This is a genomic window from Kiloniella antarctica, from assembly GCF_042682825.1.
In the GTDB taxonomy this organism is placed as follows: domain Bacteria; phylum Pseudomonadota; class Alphaproteobacteria; order Kiloniellales; family Kiloniellaceae; genus Kiloniella; species Kiloniella antarctica.
In genome coordinates this window covers 105,684-132,616 of record NZ_JBHUII010000011.1, presented here as the reverse complement: position 1 = coordinate 132,616, position 26,933 = coordinate 105,684, and the positions used below count along the sequence as shown (strand labels likewise).

Below are 26,933 nucleotides of genomic sequence, written 5' to 3'. Positions count from 1 at the left end.
GAATTCGGCGTATTGCTGCTTTTTTTGACTATCGCTCAAACGCACTAAGGAATACATGAGCTTCTCTGATCTTGGATTAAATCCAAAACTCCTGCAGGCTGTCGAGGAAGTCGGATATACGACACCTACGCCTATTCAGGAACAAGCAATTCCCTACGTATTAATGGGTCGTGATGTTATGGGCGTAGCTCAGACAGGAACAGGTAAAACTGCTTCATTCACGCTTCCTATGATCGAAATGTTGTCCAGTGGTCGGGCACGCGCAAGAATGCCGCGCTCTTTGATCCTGACACCAACACGGGAGCTTGCTCACCAGATTTCGGAAAATTTCGAAAGCTATGGCAAGTACAGCAAACTAACGAAGGCGCTCCTTATTGGAGGCACTTCTTTTGCTGAGCAAACAAAGTTACTTGAGCGCGGGGTTGATGTTCTCATCGCCACGCCTGGCCGCCTGCTCGACCTCTTCGAGCGCGGCAAGATTATGCTCATCGATACCAAACTTTTGGTGATTGATGAAGCAGACCGGATGCTTGACATGGGCTTCATACCCGATGTTGAAAAAATTGTCTCTCTGTTACCACCTCTACGCCAGACGCTATTTTTCTCAGCGACAATGGCGCCTGAGATTAAGAAGCTTTCTGATAAGTTTTTGAGTAATCCAAAAGCAATTTCGGTTTCCAAGCCTGCCTCTACCGCAGAAAATGTCCAACAGACGATCATTAAGATCGACGGCGGGGCAAAGGAAAAACGTGAAGCCTTACGGCAAATCATGGTTGGTGAAGGTGATATTCAATCTGCAATTCTTTTTTGCAATCGTAAAAAAGATGTCGATATTTTGAACAAATCATTGAGTGCACATGGCTACTCTGCAGCAGCGCTTCATGGTGATATGGCTCAATCATCACGCTCGGAAACTCTTCAAGAGTTCAAAGATGGTAAAGTCAAATTGCTTTGCTGCTCTGATGTTGCCGCTCGTGGACTAGATATCCCAGCCGTTTCACACGTCTTCAACTTTGATGTTCCGATCAATCCTGAAGATTATGTACACCGCATAGGTCGCACAGGACGGGCTGGACGTGATGGGAAAGCCTTCACTATTGCCACAATAGAAGACTACAAAGCGCTTAAGAATGTATTGAGTACCATTCATACCAATGTGCCTGTCGTCTCGCTTGAAGGCTTCGAAAGCTGGTCAGATGAAGAAGCCGCATCCCTCAAAGGACGTCGCCGCAGACGCCCAACAAAACCAACCAGTACAGTAAAGCCAGAAGCTAAGGAAGCGAAGCCCAGAGGACGCCGCAAAAAAACGGAAACTAGTCCTGCTGAAACAACTGTAGAGGCAAATACTCCTGAGCCATCAACTTCTCCTGTATCAATACAAGATGAGAAGCGCACAGAAAGAAAAGCTCCACGGTCATCAGCACCGCAACCGCGTCGCAAGGCGAGACCTTCTGCTGTAATTGGCGAGAGAGAGCCCTCATCTGAACCGAGCAACCCTACGAGTTCTTTTGGTGACCACACACCAGCCTTTATTTTGCGTGAAGCTAAAGTTGCGTAGATCTTTAAATACTGGTCTATAAACCATTGATAAAAAGGCGACTCTTGTAGTCGCCTTTTTTTATTAAAGATAATTATCCAATATAATACCGCACAACAATCTATTGCCAGACAACCAAAGAGTGGTAGGTTATCAACGACCTCAAATCGAGGTTATCTTTTTCTACATTTCTGATTACACTTTACTTGTTATAATTTTCGGGCCCTCAAAGCCTGCTCGCTTCTTATACGTACTATTTTAAAGAGACAGAGATTTGATCAATCGACTGGGCATTCCTTACTCACTCTTTTACATCTTCGTATTTATGACTATGGGAATCATTCTCGTATTCTGGCCAATTTGGCTGGAAACTAAAGGCTTATCCAAATCAGAAATCGGTTGGATCTTGTCCCTTCCCCCCTTTCTGATGATCTTTATTTCACCCAGCATCGCTTATTTTTCAGAAAAGAGTGGCCGAAGCAGAACTGTATTATCGATTACGTCGCTAATATCTGCTTCTTTCTTTTTGTGCTTTTACATATCAGATGGGTTCTATTCCTACCTTGCCTTACAAGCAGGTGCATCTTGTTGTTTTCTATCCCTTATTCCATTGGGAGATAGCCAAACCCTCAAAGCAGTTCGGTTATATGATCTCAGTTATGGGCGAATCAGGTTGTGGGGATCTCTGTCTTTTATAGCAACAAGTTTCGGAGCTGGATATCTTCTAGATCTTATGGGTATCGACTGGACATTATGGTTAATTATCTGTGCGCTCCTGGTCGTAGCCGCATTTAGTTTTTCTCTCCCCTTGCTTCCAAATGAACAAAGTCAGACCTCTGGAAATCCACGTATCTTTTTAAAAAAGCCTTCTTTTTTACTCTTCATCCTAGGGGCAGGCATGATTATTGGCAGCCACGCTGCTTATTATGCATTTGGTTCTCTTTACATGATCTCACTTGGTTACAGCAAAACTTTGATCGGTTTTATCTGGGCTTTTGGCGTGATGGCAGAAGTAATCCTTTTTGCCTTCAGTAATAAAATATTTAAAAGCGCCCGATCACTTCATCTCATTCTCATAGGCTCAATAGCCGGTATAATAAGGTGGGGCACACTCGGATTTGATGACTCTATGGTCGTTATTATTGGCATCCAGCTTTTACACGCACTTACCTTTGGAGCGACCCATTTGGGATCTATGTCTTTCATCTCCAGACATGCTCCAAAAGATGTTACGGCTTCAGCGCAGAGCCTATATTCCAGCATTGCCAACGGTCTTATGATGGGGATCGCAATATTAATATCAGGACGTCTATACGATATTGACCCATCCTATGCTTTCTTTGGCATGACCCTTCTTGCTGCCACAGGCGGCTTAATCATACTTACTCTGTCAAGATTTGTCCCACCTAGCAAAGCCCCACCCGCTGAAAAATACACCCATCAGGAACTTCCATAACATGGTATTACAAAATTTAATTTAACCACGCTACTGAGAAATATTTTAAAAAACAGAACCACAGGCGCACCTTAACTCTATTGAAAGCCATAGCATGTTAATGTACTCATACGAAGTTCAATCTTACACGTAAGTAATGGATTTAGCGCATTGAAAATAAAGAAAACCATCTATATTAGTACAATCGTTATCTCCCTCGGTTTATTTAAACTTAGTCTTGCCGATACCACGTTAAGATCAGTTAAAATGGCATGTAGCCCCTTCCCTCCCTTTAAAATTGAGAACACAGAAACTGGTGAAAAAGGCATTGATATTGATATCATGCTCGAAATATTTGCCCTTTCAGGAAGGAAGGTTGAATACTCCTTTTACCCTTGGAAAAGAGCTGTAAAACTGGTCGAAACAGGAAAGGCTGATGGGCTTTGCGGCTGCTCTTACCATCCAGATAGAGAAAACACCTTTAAGTACTCTGATATTGTTGGTCAGCATAGCCAAGGAGTCTTCCTAGCGGATGGCGTAGAACTAGAAAAATTTGATTCCGTAAGTGATCTCCAAGGCCTCTCACTTGCAACCGTGCGAGGCTACACTATTCATAAAGAGTTAGCAGAGGCGGGAGTTAAAACACATAAAGCCAGTGGTGATGACGAACTACTGCTCATGCTTGAGAACAAGCGCGTTGACGCCATCTATACCTATCGGGATATCTTCTTGCACAATCTATCCCGCAGTGGAAAAAGTACCGAAGTAAATTACAAAGAACTGGTCAGCAAGGCCTATTATTTCTGTTTTTCAAATGTCCCGGCTGATATGGATGAGATTGTAGATGAGGTTAATAAAGGTTTACGCACAATAAGATACAACGGCACCTACGATAATATTTGGAAAAACTATCAATAAACCTTGATCTGAGACATCCACAAAAAAAGCCCCGAAAAAAATCAGGGCTTTTTATAACACTTACGGTAAATCTTAATAATTACTTTGTGCCGTAAATCCGATCACCAGCATCGCCAAGGCCCGGGACAATATAACCGTGTTCATTCAATTTTTGATCAATTGATGCGGTAAAGACCGGAACATCCGGATGCCCTTTACGAAACTCCTCAAGACCTTCTGGCGCAGCAAGCAAGCATAAGAATTTGATGTTTTTTGCTCCGTCTTTTTTCAAACGATTAATTGCAAATACAGCAGTGTGCCCCGTCGCTAACATGGGATCTACAACAATAACCTCACGATCACTGATATCCGTAGGAACTTTGTAATAGTATTCGACAGCTTCAAGGGTTTCCGGATCCCGGTATAATCCCACATGCCCTACACGTGCAGAGGGAAGGAGGTCCATCATACCGTCCAGAATACCATTTCCCGCCCGAAGAATAGAGATAAAGCATGGCTCTAGATCTCTAAGAACAGGGCACATCGCCCGCTCAACAGGCGTTTCAACTTCTCGCTCGGTCAAAACCAAATCTCTGGTAACTTCATAAGCCAGTAACAGTGATATTTCTTTTAAGAGTCTACGAAAATCGGGTGATGCCGTTTCTTTTGAACGCATTTGGGTAAGCTTGACCTGAACAAGCGGATGATCAACGACAGTCACATTAGCGGTCATACGGATACCCTTTATCTTTGGTTTAGTTGCGATGTTTCTATAAAACTACCCTTTTATTACCTTCTTAAGCCCAATCTGTCGACCCCCGCCCAACTGATTTACCGAGTGTTTTTTATCAAAAAGTAAATTTTAAAAAACTTAATTGCGATAGATATAAAAATTTGAGTTCTCATAAAGATGCATTTAAAAGGTGACAATAGGTCGCGATGTTCATAAATGGCTTTGACTAAGGGTTTGTCATTATTATATTTTCTTCAATAATAGAATATTACACCTAATTTTGAATACACCGTCCAGACCAAATAAACTATTAAAAAGAGGTTGCAATTATGTTTATTTGAGCTATTTAAAAAACTGGACTAAAATGGTCCAGTATGGAGAAAAGCTATGTTCCGCCTTACGCGTCTAACAGATTATGCCGTCGTTGTGCTTGGGCAAATGTCTATGCAAAACGAACGCATTGTAACTGCACCACAGTTAGCAGAAGAAACTGGGTTGCCGTTACCAACTGTTGCTAAAATTTTAGGACTGCTCTCCAGACAAGGACTAATTACATCATTGCGCGGTGCTGGAGGCGGCTATCTCAGTCATCAAGACGCAAAGGAAATTACAGTCGCAGATATCATTCAATCAATCGAAGGTCCGATTGCCCTTACCGCTTGTGTCGAAGGAGCAGTTGATAATTGCTCTGTCGAGAATATGTGCCCCATGCGCGGCAACTGGAACAGGGTTAATCAAGTTGTGGCAGATGCCTTAAAAACTGTGACCCTTGCTGATATGATTGATTTCGAAAATAGTTTTATTCTAGAAAAATCAAAATCGGACGTGAGCTCAGCCAAGCTCAACTGACGTTTTACAAAATAAGTCCGATAGGAGAGTACAAAAATGGCTGCAACCCAAGAAACTGTTGAACAAGTCCAAAACCTTGAGATGGACAAGTATAAATATGGTTTTGTTACCGATATCGAAACCGACAAAGCCCCGAAAGGCTTAAGCGAAGATACCGTACGCTTCATCTCAGCGAAAAAGAACGAACCAGAATGGATGCTGGAATGGCGCCTTAAGGCTTATCGCCTTTGGCTGACAATGCCAGAACCCAAATGGGGAAAACTGGACCTTCCAGAAATAGATTATCAAGACTCATATTACTATTCCTCCCCAAAAAGTATGGAAGACGGGCCTCAAAGCCTGGATGAAGTCGATCCAGAACTCCTGCGCACCTACGAAAAGCTTGGCATTCCAATCAAAGAACAGGAAATGCTTGCGGGTGTCGCTGTTGATTACGTATTTGATTCCGTATCCGTCGCAACAACATTTAGAAAACAACTCTTGGACGTCGGCGTTATTTTTTGTCCTATATCAGAGGCCATTCAGGATTATCCTGAACTTGTAAAAAAATACATGGGCTCTGTTGTCCCTCAAGGAGATAACAAGCACGCCTGTTTGAATTCTGCTGTATTTACAGATGGCTCGTTTGTTTACATCCCCAAAGGCGTTCGTTGCCCGATGGAATTGTCGACTTACTTTCGTATTAATGAGCTTAATACGGGACAGTTTGAACGGACATTAATCGTTGCTGATGAAGGTTCATACGTCAGCTACCTAGAAGGTTGTACAGCGCCGCAACGTGATGAAAATCAACTGCACGCAGCTGTTGTAGAATTGGTCACGATGGATGATGCCGAGATTAAATACTCTACGGTACAAAACTGGTATCCCGGCGATGAAGATGGCAAAGGCGGTATCTTTAACTTTGTGACCAAACGTGGGATCTGTAAGGGTAAAAATTCAAAGATCAGCTGGACACAAGTTGAAACTGGCTCCGCTATTACATGGAAATATCCGAGCTGTATTCTACAGGGCGATAACTCTGTAGGAGAGTTCTATTCTGTTGCCATCACCAATGGTCGCCAACAAGCAGATACAGGTACCAAGATGATCCATCTTGGTAAAAACACAACTTCACGTATTATCTCTAAAGGGATTTCAGCTGGAAAGTCACAGAACACATATCGTGGCTTGGTTCGTGTCGCCGCTAAAGCCGAAGGTGCAAGGAATTTTACACAGTGTGACTCTCTTCTCGTTGGTCAAACTTGTGGAGCCCACACCGTTCCTTATATCGAGAGTAAAAATCGTTCAGCCCGCCTCGAGCATGAAGCTACAACGTCCAAAATCAGTGACGATCAGCTCTTCTATTGTCGCCAGCGCGGCATCTCGGAAGAAGACGCCGTTGGTCTTGTCGTTAATGGGTTCTGTCGAGAAGTCCTGCAAGAGTTACCAATGGAATTTGCTGTTGAAGCCCAACAATTGGTCAAAATCAGTTTAGAAGGCAGCGTCGGATAAAGATGCGCCACCAAGCCCTTTAGAGGGTTATGACTGAAATTATGAGAAAATAGAGTAGAGAATTAAAGATGTTAGAAATTAAAAACCTTCACGCCGAAGTCGATGGCAAATCCATTCTTAAAGGCATCAACCTCAGCATCAATAAAGGCGAAGTACACGCTATCATGGGCCCCAATGGCTCTGGTAAATCGACCCTGGCAAATGTACTGGCTGGTCGTGATGACTATGACATCACCGAGGGCAGTATTTCTTTTGACGGCAAAGACATCGCTGATCTTGAGCCAGAAGAGCGTGCTGGTGAAGGCATCTTCCTTGCTTTTCAATATCCAGTTGAAATTCCAGGCGTAACAAATACCACCTTCCTCAAAGAAGCCCTGAACGCACAACGCAAATACCGTGGAGAAGAAGAGCTCGGTGGTATGGAATTCGTAAAATTGATTCGTAGCAAAACCAAAGAGCTCGGCATCAAAGACGATATGCTAAAACGTGCGGTTAATGTTGGCTTCTCTGGTGGCGAAAAGAAGCGTAATGACATTCTCCAGATGGCGGTTCTTAATCCTAAACTTGCCGTCTTGGATGAAACTGATTCTGGCCTTGATATTGACGCTCTAAAAATTGTTGCTGAGGGCGTTAATAAGTTACGCGCTGAAAACAACGCAATTCTGGTTATTACTCACTATCAACGCCTGTTGAACTATATCGTCCCAGATAAAGTTCATGTTCTTGCTCACGGAAAAATCCAACGCACAGGTGGAAAAGAGCTCGCACTAGAACTCGAAGAAAAAGGTTATGCTGATTATTCTGGTGAGGCAGCCTAATGGTTACGCTTGCATCTGATAAAGAGGCATTCATTGCCCAATACGTCCAGAGCAAAGACCATTTACCTGGATCTGATATTGCTTGGCTTTCTGATTTAAGAGCAAAAAATATTGCTTTGTTTGATGAAGTTGGCCTTCCCTCAGGTAAAACTGAACTTTGGAAGTTCACCAACCTGAATCCATTAAAGAAGCAAACTTTCTCAACGCCTGCATTAAAAGAGAATATTTCTGCCAACAGTAACGAACTTCCAAGGTTACTGGAAGAAGGTTCTTGCTATCGCTTGGTATTCATTGATGGGCATTACAGTGCAGACTTGTCTGATGACAAGCTTCCCACAGGTGTCTCACTTAAAAGCTTATCCAATGTAATCTCTACTGGTGCAGCTGGCTTGGAAGCCTCAATAATTCCTCGCGAACGTGCAGAAGAGCAACCACTTGTTGCTCTCAATACCGCCTTAATGAGCGATGGGTATATTTTAAACATAGCAGACAATGTTTCTATTGATCACCCAATCGAGATTTTACATTTGGGTGGTGGTAAAGCAGAACAGTCTTATCATAACCGCAATGTCATTTCTGTTGGTTTCGGTAGTAAGGTGACCATTGTTGAAAACGTCACTGATAGAAGCGAAAACGTTTATTTCTCTAACTCAGCAACTGAAGTCTCTGTTGGTGAGAACGCTACCCTCCACCATTATAGAGTTCAAGCCAGTAACAAAGCGGCTTTTCTTGTTTCCTCTACAGAGGCTGTTGTGGGTAAGGGAGCAAGTTACGATAGCTTCCTCCTCAACACAGGAGCACGTCTATCTCGGACAGAGACAAATGTCAGTCTTGTTGCTGAAAACTCATCTTGCCATCTAAACGGGGTTTATATGGGGACCGGTGATCAGCATTGCGACATCACAACCCGGGTTGATCACAAATCGCCTCACACAACTTGTGATGAAGTGATTAAGGGGATACTTGGCGGCAAAGCTCGGGGAGTTTTCCAGGGTAAAATTATTGTTCACGAATTGGCTCAAAAAACTGTCGGCAATCAATCACACCGCGCAATGCTGCTTTCTGATCGTGCAGAAGTCGATGTGAAGCCAGAGCTCGAAATTTTTGCGGATGACGTTATTTGCAGTCACGGTTGTACGTCCGGGCAAATTGACAAAGAACAACTATTTTATCTACGTTCACGCGGTCTATCAACGGATCAAGCTCAGGCACTTTTGGTAAATGCCTTCCTGGCTGATGCCGTAGAAGCTGTTCAGAACGATAGTTTAAAAGATTTGTTCTTGGTTAAAATTGCAGACTGGCTTGAACAGAACCCGAACTAAACGCTCAGACATATAAGGACACCGTGATGAGCATAGGAAACGCAATAAAAGCAGAATCAGGAAACATCAAAGCTGGAGATAACTCTCTACAAGCTTTTGATGTTGATCTTATACGCAAAGACTTCCCTATTCTTCAGCGTGAGATTTATGGTCGCCCATTGGTCTATCTTGATAGTGCTGCATCTGCTCAAAAACCACGTCAGGTTTTGGATCGGATGAACGAAGCCTATGAAACTTATTATTCCAATGTTCACCGCGGGGTCCACAGTCTAAGCCAAACTTGTACAGAAGCTTTTGAATCAGGAAGAACGGCTGCAGCACGCTATATTAATGCAGAGACGCCAGATCAATGCATCCTTACTAAAGGGGCAACTGAGGCCATCAACCTGGTTGCTCAAAGCTACGGTCGTCACTTTTTAAAGGCCGGAGATGAAATCATCATCTCTCACATGGAACACCACTCTAACATCGTTCCTTGGCAAATCCTGCGCGACCAAATCGGAATCGTGATTAAAGTTGTTCCCATCGACGGGGATGCGAACTTCCTGTTTGACGAATATGAGAAATTGTTTTCGGCCAAAACCAAATTGGTTGCGATCACCCATATTTCAAATGCAGTCGGAACAGTAACTCCGATAAAAGATATCATCCGGGTCGCTCATCACTACGGCGCTAAAGTTCTTGTAGATGGATGCCAAGCTGCTCCGCACGCACATATTGATGTACAAGATCTCGATGCCGATTTCTATTGTTTCTCTGGACATAAAGTCTATGGACCAAGCGGCATAGGTATCCTTTACGGGAAAGCTGACCTGTTGAATTCAATGCCACCTTATCAAGGTGGTGGTGAGATGATTGATCTCGTGACGTTCGAAAAAACAACTTACAAAGAAATTCCCCATCGCTTTGAAGCTGGAACCCCAGCTATAGTAGAAGCCATTGGCCTTGGCGCTGCTATTGAATATATCGAAGCCATCGGTAGAGAAAACATTGCCGCACACGAGAACGGCATCCTTGCCTATGCGACTGAACGCTTGAGCCGCATATCAGGATTAACAATCATTGGCCGAGCCAAAGAGAAAGCAAGCATCCTTTCTTTTACAATGCAAGAGGCTCATGCTCATGACATTGGCACAATACTTGATCGTCGCGGCGTAGCTGTGAGAGCGGGTCACCACTGCGCTCAACCTCTTATGCAACGCTTTAATCTTCCCGCTACGGCTCGCGCTTCATTTGGCATATATAATACCCGTGCCGAAGTCGACGCCCTAGCGGATGCATTGGAAAAAGTACAGGAGCTCTTTAGCTAATGTTTGATGACGGTAAAAGCTTTACTGATTTTCTGCCAAGTGCAGAAGAAGGCTTTAAAGCGCATGCAGGCTCACCAATAGCCGAAGGCACTCCCTTAGCAACTAAAGAAGCCATTATTGACGCTTTCCAATCAGTTCATGACCCGGAAATTCCCGTAAACATCTATGACCTTGGCCTGATTTACGGCCATAAAATAGACCCAAAGGGAACTGTCACAGTCGACATGACACTTACGGCCCCAAACTGTCCTGTGGCAGGAGAGCTCCCTATCCAGGTTGCTGAGGCTGTCGCTGCGGTTGAAGGAGTTGGTGAAGTCACCGTAATCCTCACTTGGTCACCGCCTTGGAATAAAAACATGATGAGCGACGATGCTCAACTCGCCCTGGGGTTATTCATGTAGGGCCTTTAATATGTAGGGATAACTCCCTACTTGTTATATAGTGTTCCCTTAAATCGTATTGACGAAGAGATATAAAGCCGATGATGCCCAAACTCATCACCCTAACAGATGCAGCCGCTGCACGCGTGAAAAGCCTAATGGATCAAAACACCGATGATGCTGTCCTCGGTCTTCGCGTAGGTATCAGCACCAAAGGTTGCTCAGGACTTAGCTATGTCGTCGAATATGCGAAAGAACAAAAGAAATTTGAAGACATCGTTGAAGATAAAGGTGTGAAGATTTTTATTGAACCTACAGCCGTTATGTATTTAATCGGTTGCGAGATGGACTTTGTAACAGACAAATTCCAAAGTTCGTTTGTCTTTAATAATCCAAATGAAGCTGGTCGATGTGGGTGTGGCGAGAGTTTTCATGTTGCTCCGGAGAGTAATAAAGCCGAACTCATCACATAAACTCCCTTTAGTTTCGTAATCTCCCTCTCTCGACGAGCAAACTATGACTTACGCTTTTCCACCCGCCCCCATTGTAACGCTTCCGGTTACTGATTCCGATGAACTTTTCCCCGTTCGACGCATCTTCTGTGTTGGTAGAAATTATGCTGATCATGCGAAAGAAATGGGCGAAAACCCTGAATCCGAAACACCGATGTTTTTCATCAAACCTGCTGAAACACTGGTGCTAAACGGAAATAATGTCCCTTACCCAAGTGCGACTACAGATCTTCACCATGAAGTTGAATTGGTTGTCGCGCTGAAGAAGGGTGGAAAAAATATTACACCAGACACTGCCAATGCGCACATCTATGGTTATGCCGTTGGAGTAGATCTGACCAGACGTGATTTACAAAAAGTTTGTAAAGACAAACGCCACCCTTGGGATGTTGCTAAAAGTTTTGACAATTCTGCACCTTGCGGAAGCATTACTCTTGCTGATAATAGTCAGTCCCTCCTCGCTTCGGCTGAAATCACTTTATCTGTAAATGGTGAAATAAAACAAAAAGCCACTCTGGGTGATATGATATGGTCAGTGGAGAATATCATTTACCACCTTAGTCGGTTGTTCGAATTACGTTCCGGCGATATCATCATGACAGGCACACCAGCCGGTGTAGGCGCGATCAATGTGGACGATGAAATAGAGTGTCAAATTGATGGCCTTGAAAATCTTACCTTCAAAGTAATTTAACATAGTCACATACGACTATAATTTAATATCTACTTGTAACCGGCCAGAATCAGTATTTGATCAATATCTACTGATTCTTCTATGTGCTGAGCAAGGGCGTCAAGTGTCTGGTCAATTTCGTTCTCAAACGAAACTGAACTTGCCTCTCTGTTTTTTATCCTAGATAAAAAAGCAGATCTGTAGCTATCAGATGAAAATAACCCGTGTACATAGCACCCCGATATCCTTCCTCCGTTAGTACACACCCCGTCATCAATTCCTTCCAGATTAAGCATTGCTGTAGTGTGAAGCGCACTACTGAGGATGGTCGTAATGCCAACATGCATTTCATACCCAAAGACACCTTCGCCGCTTAAATGGTCAATGCCGGATACTTTCGTTAGTGTCTTTTTCGATGTGAGCACAGTATCAACAGATAACAAATTGAGACCATCTATTGATCGGACATCTCCTTCAATACCGTCAGGGTCAGAAATCATGCGGCCCATCATTTGATAACCACCACATATCCCAAGCACATGCCCTCCCCTTCGAACATGAGCCGCAATATCAATATCCCACCCTTGCTCTCTAAGGAATAGAAGGTCAGAAATAGTTGCTTTCGATCCAGGAAGAATAATCAGATCAGTACTTGCAGGAATGACATCTCCCGGGTGAATAAAAGTAAGTTCCACATCAGGCTCTGCAATTAAAGGATCAAAGTCATCAAAATTTGAAATCCGAGAGATTAACAATACCGATATGAAAATTTTCTCGTCGAGCCCCTTCTTGTCACTCTCCTTTATTACCGGTCTTTGTTTAGACTGAACACTCACAGCATCTTCATCAGGCAATTTACGGGCCTGTTTAAAGAAAGGAACAACTCCGAGCGAGGGAAAACCACTTTTTTCTTCTATAACCCGTATCCCCGGTTCAAATAAATTAAGGTCACCTCGAAACTTATTTATCAAAACACCTTTTATGCGCTTTTTCTCCTGAGGTTGGATGAGTTCGCCTGTTCCAACAATAGAAGCAATGACCCCACCTCTATCAATATCCCCAATAAGAATTACTGGAATATCGGCAGCCTCTGCAAAGCCCATATTTGCAATATCGCCTGAACGAAGGTTTATTTCAGCAGGACTGCCCGCTCCCTCAACCAAAACAATGTCCGCCCCTTTTGCTAGACGACTAAAACTTTCGAGGACGATCGGCATCAACTCATGCCGTTTTTGCCAATAATTGTTAGTATTCGTATTTCCCCAAATTTTCCCCTGAACAATCACTTGAGATCCAAGGTCGGTTTGTGGTTTTAATAAGATCGGGTTCATGTCGGTAGATGGCTCAATACGACAAGCTCTTGCTTGCAAGGCTTGGGCGCGTCCAATCTCCCCACCATCAGGTGTAACCGCAGCATTATTGGACATATTTTGAGGTTTAAAGGGTCTAACACTTAAACCACGGTTCGCCAAAGCGCGTGCCAAACCTGCTACCAACAAAGATTTACCCACATCTGAGCCAGTTCCCTGAAACATGATCGCTACTGTCAATTGCTTATCACCTTTAAAACTTCTCAAAATATTATTTCTCGAGGAAATCAACAGGGCTTACATACATTTATATTGAAAAATATCCAAGCTGGGAAATAACCCTCATATCCTTTTACCCAATGTGAATATATAGCTTTATATTTTATATAAAATTTTAAATGCATTAAGTATAAATATAAATTTAATATACGATTACTTTAACAAATATCATTTCTATAATATTAAATACATCTATTCTTATATTTTTAAATATTAATTTTTCCATTTACTATTTGTTAACAGTTAGCCTTCATAATAACCCCAAGTTCAAATAGAGGAATAGGAGCCTACAATGAGCAAGTTTATTAAATCTTTTATCACTGACGATTCTGGTGCGACAGCTATTGAGTACGGTCTAATTGCCGCTTTGGTATCCGTTGCAGCTATTACCGCACTTGGAAGCATGGGTGATTCACTCGTAGCTATTTTCGGTAAGGTTGATACAGAGCTTACTACTGCTGTTGCTCCATAAACAGCATTCAAATTACGTTCAAAAAAAGCTGGCTCAAATGAGCCAGCTTTTTTTGTTATATTAAAAAACTTTGCAACTTCAATTTTCCGCTCATTCATTAATTATATAAAGTTGCTAGAAATCAAAATTTTTACAAAACGTTTACCCTATTGCCCTACCATTAGCCTATGATGGCCAAACGAATAATTCTAATACTTATTGCCTTGATGTTAAGCGGCGGTACAGCTTATGTAGCCAACAACTGGTTAAAAGCAAACAAACGCACTGTACAATCAGGCCAAACCATAGCTGTAAAGCCACAAGCTGAGCTTCAAATCCTGACGGCAAAAAAAGACATTCCAATTGGTAAATTCGTAAATGAGAACGATTTTGCTTGGCAGTCTTGGCCCGAAAATTTTGTTTCAGATCATCACTTAACAAAAGAAAAATTTAAAATTGAAGAATTAAACGGACGTGTTTCACGGACCGGTATCCCTGCTGGAGAACCAATAAATATTAAAAAATTGGTTAGTCCTGGAGAAAGAGGCTTTCTGGCCGCGGTTTTAAAGCCTGGACACAGAGCACTTTCAGTTAATATATCGAGCGAAACAAGTGTAAGTGGGCTCGTTTATCCAGGTGACCGGGTCGATATGATTTCATCAATGACAATCAAAAATGATGAAGATAGTAAAGATAAACGCAGAGTAAGCGAAACTATCCTTACAAATGTAAGAGTTCTTGCCCTTGGAACATCTTTAGAAACAGAATCAGGAAAAACGAATGCTGGTGCTAAAACAGTGACCGTAGAACTCACCCCGTCTCAAGTTGAAATTGTATCTGTATCTGCAATTTGGGGCAAAATATCGTTAGCCCTTAGACCACTTGCAAAAGACGAAGAAGAATTACAAATACTTATTGAAACAGGTGACATCGCTGAAGATGGAAGCCCTTCCAAGGGAGATAGTTACACTTGGGACTACGAAGCAACAGAAGCACTCGTTAAAAGCGCTAGTCCAGCAGGCAATACATTGGTGATTTCCAGAGGCAACTCTTCAGTCATAATCGGGGGCAACTAATGAAGGTTAACTTTCAAGCTGTTCTCTCATTAACCCTGATACTTATCCTACTATCCTTTAAATCTGTTTCTTCTCAATCTTTCCAAACGATTGAGGCTGATTCTGACCAGATGGAAATAGAAATTGGTGAGGGAAAACTTATTAAACTACCCAAGTCTGCTTCAAATATTTTTATAGCCAACCCAGAAATTGCAGACTTAAACGTCAAGTCCACAAAATTAGTCTATGTATTTGGTCGCAAAGCAGGAACAACAAGTTTATTTGCAATTGGTAATAACGATCAAGTGCTTGCAAGTATTCCCATAAAAGTAAACCACAATATAGAATCACTTAAAAAAGCAATAGATCAGGCCATTCCAAACAATAACATTGAGATACACTCAATAAATAATGGTATTCTTTTAACTGGAGAAGTTAACAATGCTACGGATGTTGATAATGCAAGAAGGCTAGCCCTTCGTTTTATTGATCCAGAATCTGAGAACGTCATTACTCAGATGTCCATTAAAGCTTCTGATCAAATCCATCTTAGAGTGCGAATTGCCGAGGTCAGAAATGATGTACTTGAACAATTTGGTTTTAACTGGACAGGTAGTAATTTCAACGATGGCCTCTCAAACGTTTCATTAAGCACAACAACTTCCACTGTACTTGCGACAAGTCCTCCAAATTTTTTGGGTGTGACATCTAGTATTGGTAAATATTTCAACTTAAATGTTTTAATAGATGCCCTCGCCCAAGATGAATTGGTAACAATTTTGGCCGAACCCAACTTAACAGCCGTCTCCGGTGAAACAGCGACGTTTTTAGCTGGCGGCGAATTTCCTGTCCCAATCGGCTCAGAAATTTCTGATGGTTTAAGAAGCATAATAATCGAATTTAAAGAATTTGGCGTAAGCCTCGCATTTACTCCAACAATTGTTGGTGAAAATAGAATTTCCTTAAGGGTTAGACCGGAAGTAAGTCAACTTTCTTCTGATGGTGCTGTTACTTTGGGTGGTGTTGAAATACCCGCACTTTCAACCAGACGTGTTGAAACAACTGTAGATCTCGGTTCAGGACAAAGTTTTGCCATTGCAGGACTTATTCTTAACAATCAGACACAGGTTAACAACAAAGTTCCTGGCCTAGGAGATCTACCAATACTTGGTCGCCTTTTTAAAAGTGAACGTTTTCAAAATAGCGAGAGTGAGCTTGTTATCGTTGTGACTCCTTATATTGTTAAACCAACCAACTCCCCGATCCCTCTCCCAACAGACCCTTATGTATCTCAAATAAATGAAACTGTAGCCCCACCAAAATTAGCTAAAGAACAAAAAAATGACGTAAACAAAACAACCTATTCGACACAACAAGTAAAAACCTCAGAACCCACCTTTATCGTGGAGTAATCTATGTCGATTTTGAATATTTGTTCCAAGAATGTATACTACGTCCCCATTGTCGTAATATCACTACTTACTGCCTGTACAGAACAACAAGAATTTAAAGTAACCAACCCTTTTGATCAAACTATACAAGCAGGGAGAAATTTATTAAACACAGGTAGTTGGCGCCCATTACCGACCTCATCTAGAGCAAGGACATATAGCTACATTGCCTCCGAAGGCTTTATGATCCCATCAGGTTATGTCGAAACCTCAAGGTTAAATAAAGAGCTCCAAGATTTCATCCAAGCCTACAATATCGACTCATCTGATACGATCCTTCTTGACGGGCTACGCAATAAAACAGGGGCAACTACGGATGATTCAGAAAATGCAATATCCAGAATCAAACTTTCACTACAAGAAATAGGTTTCAAAAGTAAAAAATCATCCACACCAATAGCGATACTAGACTCAAATCAACATAATGCAGCAGTAATGATACACCGGAAGATGATCGTTTCCCCTGATTGCGAGATCCCCCCGCACCCAACAGGAACACGCCCTTCAAGACAGATGTTTGGCTGCGTACAAGAAGTTAACCTCGCAAATATGGTCGTAAGTCCAGATGCTTTAGACGGAACTCGGGCAATGTCATCGGCGGACTCAACGGCAGTCACTCTAGGCATTGATAGATATAGAACAGGAAAAGTTACGCCACTTGATACGACTGGTGTAACATCAAGTAGTTCTGAATAAAGGGACAAAACACAACAATGCCAACAAATAATGTTGACGATATATTTGGTGACCTGGACAGTGATTTAGATTCAGCGCCAGTAATGGTCGGCTTCGTCAGTGACGGGCAAACACATGATGTCGCACTATCTGTTGCTAAACAACTTGGCTTACCTGCAGAAGTAAGGGATGGGGGGTGTCATGATGCAATGTCCTATCTTATTGAAAATTCCCCTCCTAGCTATTTAATCATTGATATTGGAAGTGATGAGTTATCCGCAGCAACATCAATTTTCTCCCTTATTACCGCTCTTCCCGAAAAGACTAAAGCTATCGCAGTTGGATCGGTAAATGACATTGGTTTTTATCGTGAAATGATTGAAATTGGCGTCTCAGATTATTTACTAAAGCCCTTAACAGAAAAAGTCTTGCTCGCAGCAATACACAAAGCCGACAAAGAAGACGAGATCCTATTCAATTCAAATGAACCAATTCTAGATACGTATAACAACAAAATAGTCGTGATCGGTGCAAGAGGTGGAATAGGTACAAGTACAATAGCTGTAAATCTCGGCTGGATATTTGCTGAAGAACAATCGATAAGAACGGCCTTACTCGATATGGACATTGAATTCGGTACAATTGCCCTAGCCCTTGACGTTGAGCCAACAAGAGGACTTCGCGAGGCTCTTGAAAACCCCGAACGGCTTGATAGTCTGTTCATTTCTAGCACTACAGCTAAACTGTCAAATAATCTTGCCGTAATGGCCACAGAAGAAAACTTAAGTGACGACGTTATTTTTACACATGATGGCATTGCCATTCTAATGGAATCTCTGGCGCGAGAGTATCAACAACTCATAGTCGATGCACCGAGATCGGCCGTGAAGTTAAGGAAAAGCATACTTTCAGAGGCTGGCACTATTGTTCTCGTAACGGATTATAGCTTACCAAGCTTGAGAGATACAATCAGAACTCATAGCGCAATAAAGACGATTAATTCGGAATGTAAAATACATATAGTAGCAAATAAAACGGGTGGCCAACATACAGCTATGTCTCCTGGGGAGTTTGAGAAAGCACTTGGAATAAAAGTGACCGCCAACATTCCTGAAGATAACAAACTGGCGATAAGGGCTGCAAATAATGGAAAGCCAGTTGTTGCTCTTGAAACAAAATCCAAAATGTCGAAAGCTTTATTTGCCTTGGCAAATGAACTTATTCCAGAAGATGATCCTTCTACATCTATTGGTAAAAAGGCCCCTTGGTTAAAAATCATTGGCATAAAATAATGCACGAAAAATTAGAAAATAATAAAGATACAGATCCTGGACAAGCTGACCAATTAAAAGCGCTATTAAAATCAAGCCTTTCCGGCCAAACTATTGCCGTGATGTCCAGACCTGAATTAAGTTTAAAAATTGGGCATACAATTACAGAAGAGCTAGAACGAAGAAGCAGCCCACTCAATCTTTTACAAAGACGTACTTTGATAACTGAACTAATCAACTGGTATGTTGAGGATACAGAAAAAAATCAAAAACCAGATACAGAAATAATTCCTGTAGCTTCACTTGCCAATTTTGAAAAAAGACCTCATCCATCAAATCGACCTCAATCACAACCAAAAAAAACAGACATCCAAGCATCAACGGCATCTGAAACAGTTGAAAAAGCAAAATCCATAATTCAACCCAAAGTGATGGATCGGCTAGATATTTCTGCAGCCTCAAAACTACCGAAAGACGAACTGTCAAGCCAACTTGGTGAAATCGTAGGGGAAATTCTTTTTGAAGATAAGCTTCGCCTAAATGCCCCAGAAAAAGCAGCCGTCATAGAACTTATCCTTGCTGACATGCTTGGCCTCGGCCCTCTTGAACCCCTATTAGCAGACGAAGGCGTGACCGATATATTGGTAAATGGACCTAACCAAGTATACGTGGAAAAGGGCGGAAAATTACAGCTTACTGATGTGAAGTTTAGAGACAACGATCATGTTATGAATATAGCACGACGTATCGTGGCTCATGTAGGGCGTCGTGTCGATGAAACAACCCCTTTATGCGACGCACGACTTGCAGATGGCAGCCGTGTTAATATTATTATCCCGCCACTCGCCATCGACGGATCGTCTATTTCCATCAGGAAGTTTGCTGCTCAAAGTATCACTCTCGATATTATGAAAAAGCAAAACAATATTTCAGCAGATATGGCAACAGTAATGAAGATTGCCTCTAGAAGCCGCCTAAACATCCTTATTTCCGGTGGTACTGGTTCAGGTAAGACAACACTACTCAATGCCTTGTCACAAATGATTGACCACGGCGAGCGCATCGTAACAATCGAAGATGCTGCCGAACTACAACTACAACAACCTCATGTAGTACGCTTGGAAACCCGTCCTCCCAATCTTGAAGGGGAAGGCGCGATCACCATGCGAGATTTGGTAAAAAACTCCCTCCGAATGCGCCCAGATAGAATTATTCTGGGTGAGATACGTGGGTCTGAAGCTGTAGATATGCTTCAGGCAATGAATACAGGTCACGATGGGTCACTCGGTACTGTTCACGCCAACCGTCCCCGTGAAGCTCTAACGCGCCTAGAAAACATGGTTGGCATGGCAGGAATCAACCTTCCAGCAAAAGCTGTAAGGACCCAAATAGCTGATGCATTGGACATGATCATACAGGTCTCCCGTATGAGAGATGGTATGCGAAGAATTACGCACATTACCGAAGTAATCGGAATGGAAGGAGACGTTGTAACAACTCAAGATCTCTTTACATTTGATTTTAAAGGTGAAGATGAAAACGGAAATCTCTATGGTGAATTCACATCTACTGGGCTAAGACCATTTTTCATGCCAAAAGCTGAGTATTTCAGTCTTGGTAAGCATTTAATGAGTGCTATGGGATGATAGAACTATTTCAGAATATTCAAAGTGGAGAGATTTCTAACTCAAGTCTAATTGTAATAATAACAGCTTTCGTCTTTATTCTTTTAGTTCTCCTTTATTATATTTTTCGCCCTTCAAAAGACACAACAAAAGAACGAATTGAAAAAGTTCTTCTTTCTGCTGGAAAAAAGAGCGGTATCCCTCTTTCTCAAATAAATATTCGCAGAAAAGAAAATGGCAGCGGTAATGCGACCTTAGATAAAATAATTAACGGCCTAACCCCTCGGCCAGAATTATTAAGGGAAAAAATGCATCGGGCTGGTTTGCAACCGAACTTAGGTCGTCTCTTAATTATTTCAATATTAATCGCAATCTGCTCATTTGCGATAATTAAGATAAGTTTAGCTGTTCCATTAGCTGTCGTCATAATCTCAAGCATAGCAATTGGGTTGGGATCGCCTCACTTAGGACTCCTTATTTTAAAAAATAGACGACACAACAAGTTTATCAGTATTTTCCCTGATGCAATTGATCTTATGGTCAGAGGTTTAAAAGCCGGATTACCCATTACAGAGTGTATAAAAAATGCAGGGGAAGAGTTTCCTGATCCAGTTGGTACTGAATTTACAGCAGTTACCGACGGTGTAAAAATTGGCGGCAAATTACCTGAAGAGTTAAATAAAGCTCAAAAACGACTTGGCTTACAAGAATTTCAATTCTTTACTGTTGCCTTATCTATACAAACTGAAACCGGTGGTAATTTAGCCGAAACCCTAGCCAATCTTTCCGACATTTTGCGTAAACGTAAGCAAATGAAACTCAAAATAAAAGCAATGTCCTCTGAAGCGAAAGCATCGGCGTATATTATTGGATCTTTGCCGTTTATTATGTACATGATTATCTACATGATGAACCAAGGGTATGCGACAGAATTGTTCACCGATGACCGTGGACAAATAGCTGTTGCAATTGGCCTTTTCATGATCGTCTTAGGCTGTGCTGTAATGTATAAAATGGTGAAATTCGAAATATGAATTTATCAGATTTTATATCAACAAGTTTCACAGAAGATGAATTTTTAATTCTGGCTGCTGGTTTGTCTGTGTTTATGATATGCATAGCTGTTTGGTATTCCCTGCTTGAAACCGACCCCAGCAGTAAGAAGGTCAAAGAGATGTCAACGCTTAGAGAAAGTATGCGTGGCGATTATCTTAACCCAATTCAAAGAAAGAAATTAACGGGTAACTCAACAAACCAAATGAAGCGGGTCGTTGAGTTCTTTAAACTTTTGAAAAATGAGCAAGCCGAAAAATTGGCTTTTGCTTTGTCACAAGCGGGAAAAAGAACTCCAGAAGCTCTCTACCGGTTGCTTTTTTATAAACTAATAGCCCCTATCGTAGCCGCCACTGTCGCTTATGTATATGTCTATGTCCTCAAAGCTGTGGATCTAGAACCAATGGCTAAAACTCTAGTCACAATAACAGCAACAGTTATTGGAGCAAAAATACCCGACATTTTGCTCAAGAACTCAATAACTAAGCGACACGATCTCGTCAAAAAAGCCTTACCTGATGGCTTAGATCTCATGGTAATCTGTACAGAAGCAGGACTAAGTTTAGATGCAGCTTTTACCAGAGTTTCAAAAGAAATGATTGCTGTTGCTCCAGAACTTGCAGATGAGCTCTCACTTACATCACTTGAACTTGGCTTTCTGCCAGAAAGAAACAAAGCCCTGGCTAACCTTGCTGCCCGTGTAGATATCCCAATGATGCGCAGTCTTGTAAATGCGCTCATTCAGTCTGAAAAATTTGGTACGCCACTTTCCCAGTCCCTCAGAGTTATGAGCGCAGAATTAAGGCATGAGCGCCTTTTAAAAGCAGAAGAAAAAGCAGCGAGACTACCCGCCATCATGACCGTACCCATGATTATTTTTATCTTGCCCCCCCTATTCATCGTATTACTCGGACCAGCAGTAATGCGAACGGTTGATGCTCTTTCCGCAATGTAATGTTGAATAATTATCAGTTTAAGTCGAGGTCGGCTTTGGATATAACTGTCGATATACATTCAAAACCGTTTGTTCTGTGCTGTTTACCGTCGCATTTGAAAACAGCCTTACTTACCCTCAAGGCCTTTAGATCTAAGAACTTTTCCAAGCCCTGAGCATCGCCTCTGGTAAGAAAATAGGTACTGAATCTCCTCCGACTAAAGTCAGAGGGTTCTGTCTAATGAGCGCCGTTGGCGCCTGATTGCATATCTATCCGACTGAAGTCGGAGAACTTAATCAATTTTTGGAAATTAAAAATCCAATACAAATCGATAAAAATACAGGATCGCAACCTCACACTTCCTACTTAAAAAACCTCGCCAATACAAGTGAGGCACTTACTGTGGAAGAGACTCAATTTCAATGATGTCAATTTTTTCCGCATAAGATGGCTCAGCCGATTGAAGGGAATGAAAATAGCGCATTCTCTTTGCAACATCTACATCATCCATATCAATACGTGTTGTCTGCTCTGCAGCGTCAAAATCACCAGCTAAAGAATAGGCCATTGCCAATAATTGCCTGTGCCGAACTGTTGCAGCGGGTTCTTTAGATAAAGGGTAAAGCATAGCAATAGCTTCATTATGTCGGCCTTGATAGGCCATCGACAACCCATAGTTACTACGTAGAGAGAGGTTGTTTTGATCAAGTTCTAACCCTTCTAAATAGTAGCGTTGGGCAGTTTGTCGTTCACCCTTTTGATCATAAGCAACACCCATAACATTCAACAGTTTCGTATTTTTTTCAATCGCCAAGCCATCTGCAAATTGTTCAATTGCAAGATCAGTTTGACCTCGTTTCATAAACGTAATACCCAAACCGCGTTTGGCCTCTACATTAAGGGGGTCAACGACTAAAACTTGACGATACGCCTGCCCAGCAGCCAGAGGTTCACCATGGTCGCTCAAAATTTCCCCAACCCGTAGCATCGGCTGAGGATTATGAGGACTCAGCTCAAAAGCTCTCTGATAGAGACCAATGGCTGTTCTAACATCACCTCGTCTATATGTTTCTTCAGCGATCTTATAAATTTGAGCCGTCTCTTCATCAAGCTCTTCAGTCTCTATCGACGTACTTCCTTGAGCGACAGAATCAACTTTAATAGAAGCTCCAACCACGTTAGAAAAATCGTTAATATAGGAACAACCCGACAACATGAACGCTATTCCCATAAGGAGTATCATTCTTTTGATATAAACCAAGGTCATACCAATTCCTCCGTCCTGAAGCTTGTAAATTACAGTTATCGTAACATACAAGTAATCTACTTAACCTTTAGTTAAGAAAATTTCTTTTATTAACAAATAGATAACTGTAAACTTTAGCTCAAAAACCCCTATACGAGCCTAGTTTTTGTAAACTATACGTTATTCCCAATCCGCCCAACCAATCCCCTCGTCGTTTTCAGATTCCGTTGGCTCAAGATCGCCTTGGTTTTTGTAGATGACTTTGTGCAGGTTCGGACCGGTAATGCCGACCATACCACTAAGGCCGTCTCGGGTGTGTTCTTCCAATAACCGATACGCATATTCAAGGGCGGGCCGTTCCATATCGACTTTATCAAACACTTCCTTTTTCACAATCCTGCCAGTGTGGTCGTAGACGGTGAATTTATATGTCGGCTGGTAGGGGGTGCCATATGAAGAGTGTGCCATAATGAGAACGTATAGAGAACATGTTAAGAGTTGGTCAAGAGGGTGGTATCACGTGATACCAGAAGTTTTGTTATGAATTTCAAAACTCAGTTGTGGAAAATATAATTTCTTCACGGAAGAGTGCGTTTTATCCCGTAATTTATAGTCTTCAAAATTAAATAACAACTATTGCGCGTCTCAACTTTGAATGTAACTATCACATAAAAAATGTGTGTTTATTTTCAGGGATAAAAAAACTTGGCAGACCATACTGAACGCCTCGAAATACTAAAAACAATTGAAGAACAACGTGGATCCAAAGCAATACTATACGTTACCGGGGATAGACCGGGGCTCGAAACTCAGATAGCTAAAGATGTACACGACATCTTTGTAGACCATTTAGATGCAATTGGGCCTACCGAGAAAATATCTCTTATTTTGCACACAAACGGAGGAGATACCGCTGCTGCTTGGCGTCTAGTCAATCTTCTTCATATTTTCAGCGAAAAGCTTGAGGTTATTATCCCAAGCAAATCTCTAAGCTCTGGGACAATAATAGCCTTGGGTGCTGATAATATCGTAATGACAAAGCAGGCTGTTTTAGGCCCTATCGATCCAAGTGTTAACAGCCCAATGAACCCTCAAATCCCAGGAGCGGCTCCTAATGCAAAGTACCCAGTAAGTGTAGAAGCCGTGCAGGGTTACCTAAATATTGCAACTGAAGAACTCGGTATGAAAAGCGATGATGCTCTTGCGCAAATTTTCACCCAATTTTCCAACCAAGTGCATCCATTAATCCTCGGTCAAATTTACAGATCTCGATCACAAATAAGATTACTCGGCACTGAGTTACTAAAAAAACAAGTAAAAGATTCTATGAAAATTGATCAGATTGTCTCATTCTTGTGCTCAGAAACAGGTAGCCATGATTACACCATAAACAGACGAGAAGCGAAAAATCTTGGATTAAATATTGAAAATCCAACTCAAGAATTTTATGGAATCGTTAAGAGTTTATATGGTAATTTCACAGAGGATATGGAACTAAGAAACCCATTGAATCCTGTGAATTATCTTGACGAAGACGGTAAGGGTGACTATCAGTTTACTAGATTAATTGTTGAGAGTACTGCAAAAGAGCCAGATCACTTTGTATCTAAAGGGACATTTACAAGAGTTGATAATCAACCTGCCCCCAATGGTTTGGTGACCCAATTAATTCAAGACAACAGGGAATTTGAAGGATGGATAAGACTGTGATTTATGCTGACACTAATTCATCGGATACTAGTTATATCAAATCTGAGACATCCGCATCTCAAGGAGTTGGCATATCGCCTTCGGTATCTCCAGATGCTTATATCACGATGATAGAAAATCAACTGTTTGATGCTAATTTACCGTACTTGGATTTATCAAATGTTCAAGGCGGCACAAAATCATATCCATAAATATTGATTTGAATCACAACAATAACCCCGCCCTCACAGCGGGGTTTTTCTTTACCTGTAATCCAGACAAAAAAAAGAGCCCCGCCGAAGCGAGGCATCATTTAGTTGGCGTCAACGATATGGTCAACCACACCACCCCGACCGTTTCCCACCGCTGTACTTTCGACCCAATCCAGCAGCAATTAAAAGCTCTGTCAGATTGCGTCCGTCTTCCAGATACACATCAGCGACGACACGCCCGGCGTACTTACCACGCTTGACGTTTTTGAGTATCACTGATTCACCAAGAACTTCGCGCACGTAATCTCGGGCCGCAATGGCTGTATCTTTTTCAGCTTGGCACTTCCCCCTAATCTCGGGAGTATCAACTCCGTTTACACGGATAGAGACTTTCATAGTCATTCCCGGCCAAGGGTGCGCCTGTGCCTTGAAGGTATCGCCGTCATAAACGGAAAGAACGTCTGCAGGAACGGTAAGCCCGTCAGCTAAGGCGGGTGCTGATACCATGAGAGCGATTAGGGAGAGTTTAAGAGATTTAAGCATTCTCTCTTTTATCTTTGATGGTCTGATAACTCCAGCCCCCAAAATATTTAACCGCCGAATACATGAGAGTACGACGTAACCGCCCTACCCCGGCTTGTTCCATACCAACACGGAATAGTAGGTCGGCATCGTCTTTACTTAGCCACCGCATAGACGGATCGCGGTAGCACCAATCATGAGCTACTGCTGGTAGGTTCTGCCCTCCGATTTGAGGGATAAGCCAGCGTAACAAGCGAGGAATTGAGGCGAGATCCGTGCCAAATCCAGTTGGCACGGTAAAGGATCGCCGCTCATTATCGTCCAGCACAAAGGACACGGTAATAGGCTCGATAAGAACCCACACCTGTCTTGCTGATATCCATTGCAATATGGGGTCGTTGGAAGAATAACGAACGAAAAACACCATTCTACTTCCCCGCCGCGTCCCATTCTGCCCAAGCGTCATCCAGCTTGGCAGAAATAGGCTTCCATTCTGCGCGAATTTCATCGGGCGTTTTATCACCGTTCTGAACTGCGCGGATAGACTTGAAAGTAAACAGGCCGATTTCGATCAGGGCATTTACAGTTGCAATTGTTGCGGGGTTCATGCTTCTACACCTTTCTTGACGGTCAGGAGGATATACGCGGTTTCCTGTAAGGTTTGGAGTGCTGTCTCATAGTCTGTGACCTCACCAGAACAAAGCTTGACCGTGGACGGCATCAGGTCAGATACGGTCTTGATCGTCTGATCTGACAATTGGCCGGCCGCACGGTATCCGGACAGAATACGAACAGTCGAGATAATGCCCTCACAAGTGATTTGCACCTGCTGTTCAGTCGAGAGCTTGTTGCCTGCTGGCGTCGTACAAGCAGACATAAAAAAAGCCGCTACAAGAGCGACTGTCATCAATATGCGTTTCATGGTTAGTGTACTCCTTTTCAGTACGTCCAAGCGACACCGTTGCCGCGATCTAAGTAAGGGTGTTTATCGTCCAGATGAACAAAGCTCTTTCCGGTGCCTATGCCTTTCATCCCAACTCTCGGCGCTTGGCTTATCAGGATATAAAGCTGTGATCCATTTGAGTAAGAGATGTCAGCCGCATGGCCGATAGAGTGGGCGCCACCACGTTTTTTCTTGCGCTCTTCTGGATGGTTTGGGCAACGAAACCCGCTTGTGATGCGCATCGGGCCAAACTGGT

At 42.4% G+C, this 26,933-nt stretch carries 29 protein-coding genes; 20 read left to right on the top strand and 9 right to left on the bottom strand.

Features of this window, described 5'->3' with window-relative positions:
• Positions 1-55 precede the first annotated feature (55 nt).
• The 3 genes from ACFSKO_RS16630 (at position 56) to ACFSKO_RS16620 (ending at position 3,890) form a co-directional block, all read left to right on the top strand.
• Complete coding sequence (locus ACFSKO_RS16630; protein ID WP_380253705.1) at positions 56-1,558, top strand: DEAD/DEAH box helicase; 1,503 nt, start codon at positions 56-58, stop codon at positions 1,556-1,558.
• 253 nt (positions 1,559-1,811) lie between these two features.
• The gene (locus tag ACFSKO_RS16625) at positions 1,812-2,993 is read left to right on the top strand and encodes an MFS transporter (RefSeq protein ID WP_380253703.1); all 1,182 of its coding nucleotides are present in this window, start codon (positions 1,812-1,814) and stop codon (positions 2,991-2,993) included.
• Between the two features lie 150 nt (positions 2,994-3,143).
• Positions 3,144-3,890, top strand: coding sequence for a substrate-binding periplasmic protein (locus ACFSKO_RS16620; protein ID WP_380253701.1), 747 nt, complete (start codon positions 3,144-3,146; stop codon positions 3,888-3,890).
• Positions 3,891-3,969: 79 nt separating this feature from the next.
• On the opposite strand, the gene upp is transcribed toward ACFSKO_RS16620, so the two are convergent.
• The gene (gene upp, locus ACFSKO_RS16615; protein WP_380253699.1) at positions 3,970-4,602 is read right to left on the bottom strand and encodes a uracil phosphoribosyltransferase; all 633 of its coding nucleotides are present in this window, start codon (positions 4,600-4,602) and stop codon (positions 3,970-3,972) included.
• 387 nt (positions 4,603-4,989) lie between these two features.
• Here upp and ACFSKO_RS16610 point away from each other — a divergent pair, with 387 nt between their 5' ends.
• The 8 genes from ACFSKO_RS16610 (at position 4,990) to ACFSKO_RS16575 (ending at position 11,981) form a co-directional block, all read left to right on the top strand.
• On the top strand, positions 4,990-5,451 hold the full coding sequence (locus tag ACFSKO_RS16610; RefSeq protein WP_380253697.1) for an SUF system Fe-S cluster assembly regulator: 462 nt from the start codon (positions 4,990-4,992) through the stop codon (positions 5,449-5,451).
• Between the two features lie 36 nt (positions 5,452-5,487).
• A complete protein-coding gene (sufB, locus tag ACFSKO_RS16605; RefSeq protein ID WP_380253695.1) occupies positions 5,488-6,945 on the top strand; it encodes a Fe-S cluster assembly protein SufB in 1,458 nt (485 codons plus the stop codon).
• Positions 6,946-7,013: 68 nt separating this feature from the next.
• On the top strand, positions 7,014-7,763 hold the full coding sequence (gene sufC, locus ACFSKO_RS16600; RefSeq protein WP_380253693.1) for a Fe-S cluster assembly ATPase SufC: 750 nt from the start codon (positions 7,014-7,016) through the stop codon (positions 7,761-7,763).
• Positions 7,763-9,085 (top strand): Fe-S cluster assembly protein SufD, encoded by a 1,323-nt coding sequence (gene sufD, locus ACFSKO_RS16595; RefSeq protein WP_380253691.1) that lies wholly within the window; start codon positions 7,763-7,765, stop codon positions 9,083-9,085. The genes sufC and sufD overlap by 1 nt, the downstream gene beginning before the upstream one ends.
• Before the next feature lie 26 nt (positions 9,086-9,111).
• Positions 9,112-10,395 carry a cysteine desulfurase gene (locus ACFSKO_RS16590; RefSeq protein WP_380253689.1) on the top strand — a complete coding sequence of 428 codons (1,284 nt, stop codon included), beginning with the start codon at positions 9,112-9,114 and terminating at the stop codon, positions 10,393-10,395.
• Entirely contained in the window at positions 10,395-10,796 is a 402-nt protein-coding gene (locus ACFSKO_RS16585; protein WP_380253687.1) for a DUF59 domain-containing protein, read from the top strand. The genes ACFSKO_RS16590 and ACFSKO_RS16585 overlap by 1 nt, the downstream gene beginning before the upstream one ends.
• A gap of 80 nt (positions 10,797-10,876) precedes the next feature.
• Positions 10,877-11,248 (top strand): HesB/IscA family protein, encoded by a 372-nt coding sequence (locus tag ACFSKO_RS16580; RefSeq protein WP_380253685.1) that lies wholly within the window; start codon positions 10,877-10,879, stop codon positions 11,246-11,248.
• Between the two features lie 43 nt (positions 11,249-11,291).
• Complete coding sequence (locus ACFSKO_RS16575; RefSeq protein WP_380253683.1) at positions 11,292-11,981, top strand: fumarylacetoacetate hydrolase family protein; 690 nt, start codon at positions 11,292-11,294, stop codon at positions 11,979-11,981.
• A gap of 29 nt (positions 11,982-12,010) precedes the next feature.
• Here ACFSKO_RS16575 and ACFSKO_RS16570 read toward each other — a convergent pair whose 3' ends face one another.
• Entirely contained in the window at positions 12,011-13,510 is a 1,500-nt protein-coding gene (locus ACFSKO_RS16570) for a cobyric acid synthase (RefSeq protein ID WP_380253681.1), read from the bottom strand.
• A gap of 331 nt (positions 13,511-13,841) precedes the next feature.
• On the opposite strand from ACFSKO_RS16570, the gene ACFSKO_RS16565 reads away from it, so the two are divergent.
• The 8 genes from ACFSKO_RS16565 (at position 13,842) to ACFSKO_RS16530 (ending at position 22,085) form a co-directional block, all read left to right on the top strand.
• Entirely contained in the window at positions 13,842-14,021 is a 180-nt protein-coding gene (locus ACFSKO_RS16565; protein ID WP_380253679.1) for a Flp family type IVb pilin, read from the top strand.
• 170 nt (positions 14,022-14,191) lie between these two features.
• Positions 14,192-15,076 (top strand): Flp pilus assembly protein CpaB, encoded by an 885-nt coding sequence (gene cpaB / locus ACFSKO_RS16560; RefSeq protein WP_380253677.1) that lies wholly within the window; start codon positions 14,192-14,194, stop codon positions 15,074-15,076.
• The gene (locus tag ACFSKO_RS16555; protein ID WP_380253675.1) at positions 15,076-16,467 is read left to right on the top strand and encodes a type II and III secretion system protein family protein; all 1,392 of its coding nucleotides are present in this window, start codon (positions 15,076-15,078) and stop codon (positions 16,465-16,467) included. Before cpaB ends, ACFSKO_RS16555 begins: the two co-directional genes overlap by 1 nt.
• 3 nt (positions 16,468-16,470) lie before the next feature.
• Complete coding sequence (locus ACFSKO_RS16550; RefSeq protein WP_380253673.1) at positions 16,471-17,202, top strand: CpaD family pilus assembly lipoprotein; 732 nt, start codon at positions 16,471-16,473, stop codon at positions 17,200-17,202.
• 17 nt (positions 17,203-17,219) lie between these two features.
• Positions 17,220-18,473 (top strand): P-loop NTPase, encoded by a 1,254-nt coding sequence (locus tag ACFSKO_RS16545; RefSeq protein WP_380253671.1) that lies wholly within the window; start codon positions 17,220-17,222, stop codon positions 18,471-18,473.
• Complete coding sequence (locus tag ACFSKO_RS16540) at positions 18,473-20,098, top strand: CpaF family protein (RefSeq protein WP_380253669.1); 1,626 nt, start codon at positions 18,473-18,475, stop codon at positions 20,096-20,098. The genes ACFSKO_RS16545 and ACFSKO_RS16540 overlap by 1 nt, the downstream gene beginning before the upstream one ends.
• Positions 20,095-21,111: a type II secretion system F family protein gene (locus tag ACFSKO_RS16535; protein WP_380253667.1), complete on the top strand. Its 1,017-nt coding sequence runs from the start codon at positions 20,095-20,097 to the stop codon at positions 21,109-21,111. The genes ACFSKO_RS16540 and ACFSKO_RS16535 overlap by 4 nt, the downstream gene beginning before the upstream one ends.
• Complete coding sequence (locus ACFSKO_RS16530) at positions 21,108-22,085, top strand: type II secretion system F family protein (protein WP_380253665.1); 978 nt, start codon at positions 21,108-21,110, stop codon at positions 22,083-22,085. Before ACFSKO_RS16535 ends, ACFSKO_RS16530 begins: the two co-directional genes overlap by 4 nt.
• Before the next feature lie 377 nt (positions 22,086-22,462).
• Here ACFSKO_RS16530 and ACFSKO_RS16525 read toward each other — a convergent pair whose 3' ends face one another.
• Positions 22,463-23,332 carry a tetratricopeptide repeat protein gene (locus tag ACFSKO_RS16525; protein ID WP_380253663.1) on the bottom strand — a complete coding sequence of 290 codons (870 nt, stop codon included), beginning with the start codon at positions 23,330-23,332 and terminating at the stop codon, positions 22,463-22,465.
• A gap of 159 nt (positions 23,333-23,491) precedes the next feature.
• Positions 23,492-23,704, bottom strand: a complete 213-nt coding sequence (locus tag ACFSKO_RS16520) for a hypothetical protein (protein WP_380253661.1) — start codon at positions 23,702-23,704, stop codon at positions 23,492-23,494.
• Positions 23,705-24,016: 312 nt separating this feature from the next.
• Between ACFSKO_RS16520 and ACFSKO_RS16515 the strand changes: the two genes are divergently transcribed.
• The gene (locus tag ACFSKO_RS16515; protein ID WP_380253659.1) at positions 24,017-25,021 is read left to right on the top strand and encodes an SDH family Clp fold serine proteinase; all 1,005 of its coding nucleotides are present in this window, start codon (positions 24,017-24,019) and stop codon (positions 25,019-25,021) included.
• A gap of 314 nt (positions 25,022-25,335) precedes the next feature.
• Here the strand turns inward: ACFSKO_RS16515 and ACFSKO_RS16510 are convergent, their stop codons facing one another.
• The 5 genes from ACFSKO_RS16510 to ACFSKO_RS16490 form a co-directional block, all read right to left on the bottom strand.
• Entirely contained in the window at positions 25,336-25,755 is a 420-nt protein-coding gene (locus tag ACFSKO_RS16510) for a thermonuclease family protein (protein WP_380253657.1), read from the bottom strand.
• The gene (locus tag ACFSKO_RS16505) at positions 25,748-26,161 is read right to left on the bottom strand and encodes a DUF1353 domain-containing protein (protein WP_380253655.1); all 414 of its coding nucleotides are present in this window, start codon (positions 26,159-26,161) and stop codon (positions 25,748-25,750) included. Before ACFSKO_RS16505 ends, ACFSKO_RS16510 begins: the two co-directional genes overlap by 8 nt.
• Before the next feature lies 1 nt (position 26,162).
• A complete protein-coding gene (locus ACFSKO_RS16500; RefSeq protein WP_380253653.1) occupies positions 26,163-26,342 on the bottom strand; it encodes a hypothetical protein in 180 nt (59 codons plus the stop codon).
• A complete protein-coding gene (locus tag ACFSKO_RS16495) occupies positions 26,339-26,656 on the bottom strand; it encodes a hypothetical protein (RefSeq protein ID WP_380253651.1) in 318 nt (105 codons plus the stop codon). The genes ACFSKO_RS16500 and ACFSKO_RS16495 overlap by 4 nt, the downstream gene beginning before the upstream one ends.
• Before the next feature lie 17 nt (positions 26,657-26,673).
• On the bottom strand, positions 26,674-26,933 hold a 260-nt coding region (locus ACFSKO_RS16490), incomplete at its 5' end, for a D-Ala-D-Ala carboxypeptidase family metallohydrolase (RefSeq protein ID WP_380253649.1).

Excerpts from the sequence above, each read along its gene's own strand:
- ACFSKO_RS16495 (WP_380253651.1), bottom strand. The coding sequence starts at position 26,656 with ATGAAACGCATATTGATGACAGTCGCTCTTGTAGCGGCTTTTTTTATG.
- ACFSKO_RS16510 (WP_380253657.1), bottom strand. The coding sequence starts at position 25,755 with ATGCTTAAATCTCTTAAACTCTCCCTAATCGCTCTCATGGTATCAGCA.
- ACFSKO_RS16630 (WP_380253705.1), top strand. The coding sequence starts at position 56 with ATGAGCTTCTCTGATCTTGGATTAAATCCAAAACTCCTGCAGGCTGTC.
- cpaB (WP_380253677.1), top strand. The coding sequence starts at position 14,192 with ATGGCCAAACGAATAATTCTAATACTTATTGCCTTGATGTTAAGCGGC.
- ACFSKO_RS16555 (WP_380253675.1), top strand. The coding sequence starts at position 15,076 with ATGAAGGTTAACTTTCAAGCTGTTCTCTCATTAACCCTGATACTTATC.
- sufB (WP_380253695.1), top strand. The coding sequence starts at position 5,488 with ATGGCTGCAACCCAAGAAACTGTTGAACAAGTCCAAAACCTTGAGATG.
- ACFSKO_RS16525 (WP_380253663.1), bottom strand. The coding sequence starts at position 23,332 with ATGACCTTGGTTTATATCAAAAGAATGATACTCCTTATGGGAATAGCG.
- upp (WP_380253699.1), bottom strand. The coding sequence starts at position 4,602 with ATGACCGCTAATGTGACTGTCGTTGATCATCCGCTTGTTCAGGTCAAG.
- ACFSKO_RS16545 (WP_380253671.1), top strand. The coding sequence starts at position 17,220 with ATGCCAACAAATAATGTTGACGATATATTTGGTGACCTGGACAGTGAT.
- sufC (WP_380253693.1), top strand. The coding sequence starts at position 7,014 with ATGTTAGAAATTAAAAACCTTCACGCCGAAGTCGATGGCAAATCCATT.
- ACFSKO_RS16550 (WP_380253673.1), top strand. The coding sequence starts at position 16,471 with ATGTCGATTTTGAATATTTGTTCCAAGAATGTATACTACGTCCCCATT.
- ACFSKO_RS16575 (WP_380253683.1), top strand. The coding sequence starts at position 11,292 with ATGACTTACGCTTTTCCACCCGCCCCCATTGTAACGCTTCCGGTTACT.
- ACFSKO_RS16500 (WP_380253653.1), bottom strand. The coding sequence starts at position 26,342 with ATGAACCCCGCAACAATTGCAACTGTAAATGCCCTGATCGAAATCGGC.
- ACFSKO_RS16535 (WP_380253667.1), top strand. The coding sequence starts at position 20,095 with ATGATAGAACTATTTCAGAATATTCAAAGTGGAGAGATTTCTAACTCA.
- ACFSKO_RS16610 (WP_380253697.1), top strand. The coding sequence starts at position 4,990 with ATGTTCCGCCTTACGCGTCTAACAGATTATGCCGTCGTTGTGCTTGGG.
- ACFSKO_RS16505 (WP_380253655.1), bottom strand. The coding sequence starts at position 26,161 with ATGGTGTTTTTCGTTCGTTATTCTTCCAACGACCCCATATTGCAATGG.
- ACFSKO_RS16580 (WP_380253685.1), top strand. The coding sequence starts at position 10,877 with ATGATGCCCAAACTCATCACCCTAACAGATGCAGCCGCTGCACGCGTG.
- ACFSKO_RS16590 (WP_380253689.1), top strand. The coding sequence starts at position 9,112 with ATGAGCATAGGAAACGCAATAAAAGCAGAATCAGGAAACATCAAAGCT.
- ACFSKO_RS16565 (WP_380253679.1), top strand. The coding sequence starts at position 13,842 with ATGAGCAAGTTTATTAAATCTTTTATCACTGACGATTCTGGTGCGACA.
- sufD (WP_380253691.1), top strand. The coding sequence starts at position 7,763 with ATGGTTACGCTTGCATCTGATAAAGAGGCATTCATTGCCCAATACGTC.
- ACFSKO_RS16585 (WP_380253687.1), top strand. The coding sequence starts at position 10,395 with ATGTTTGATGACGGTAAAAGCTTTACTGATTTTCTGCCAAGTGCAGAA.
- ACFSKO_RS16530 (WP_380253665.1), top strand. The coding sequence starts at position 21,108 with ATGAATTTATCAGATTTTATATCAACAAGTTTCACAGAAGATGAATTT.
- ACFSKO_RS16540 (WP_380253669.1), top strand. The coding sequence starts at position 18,473 with ATGCACGAAAAATTAGAAAATAATAAAGATACAGATCCTGGACAAGCT.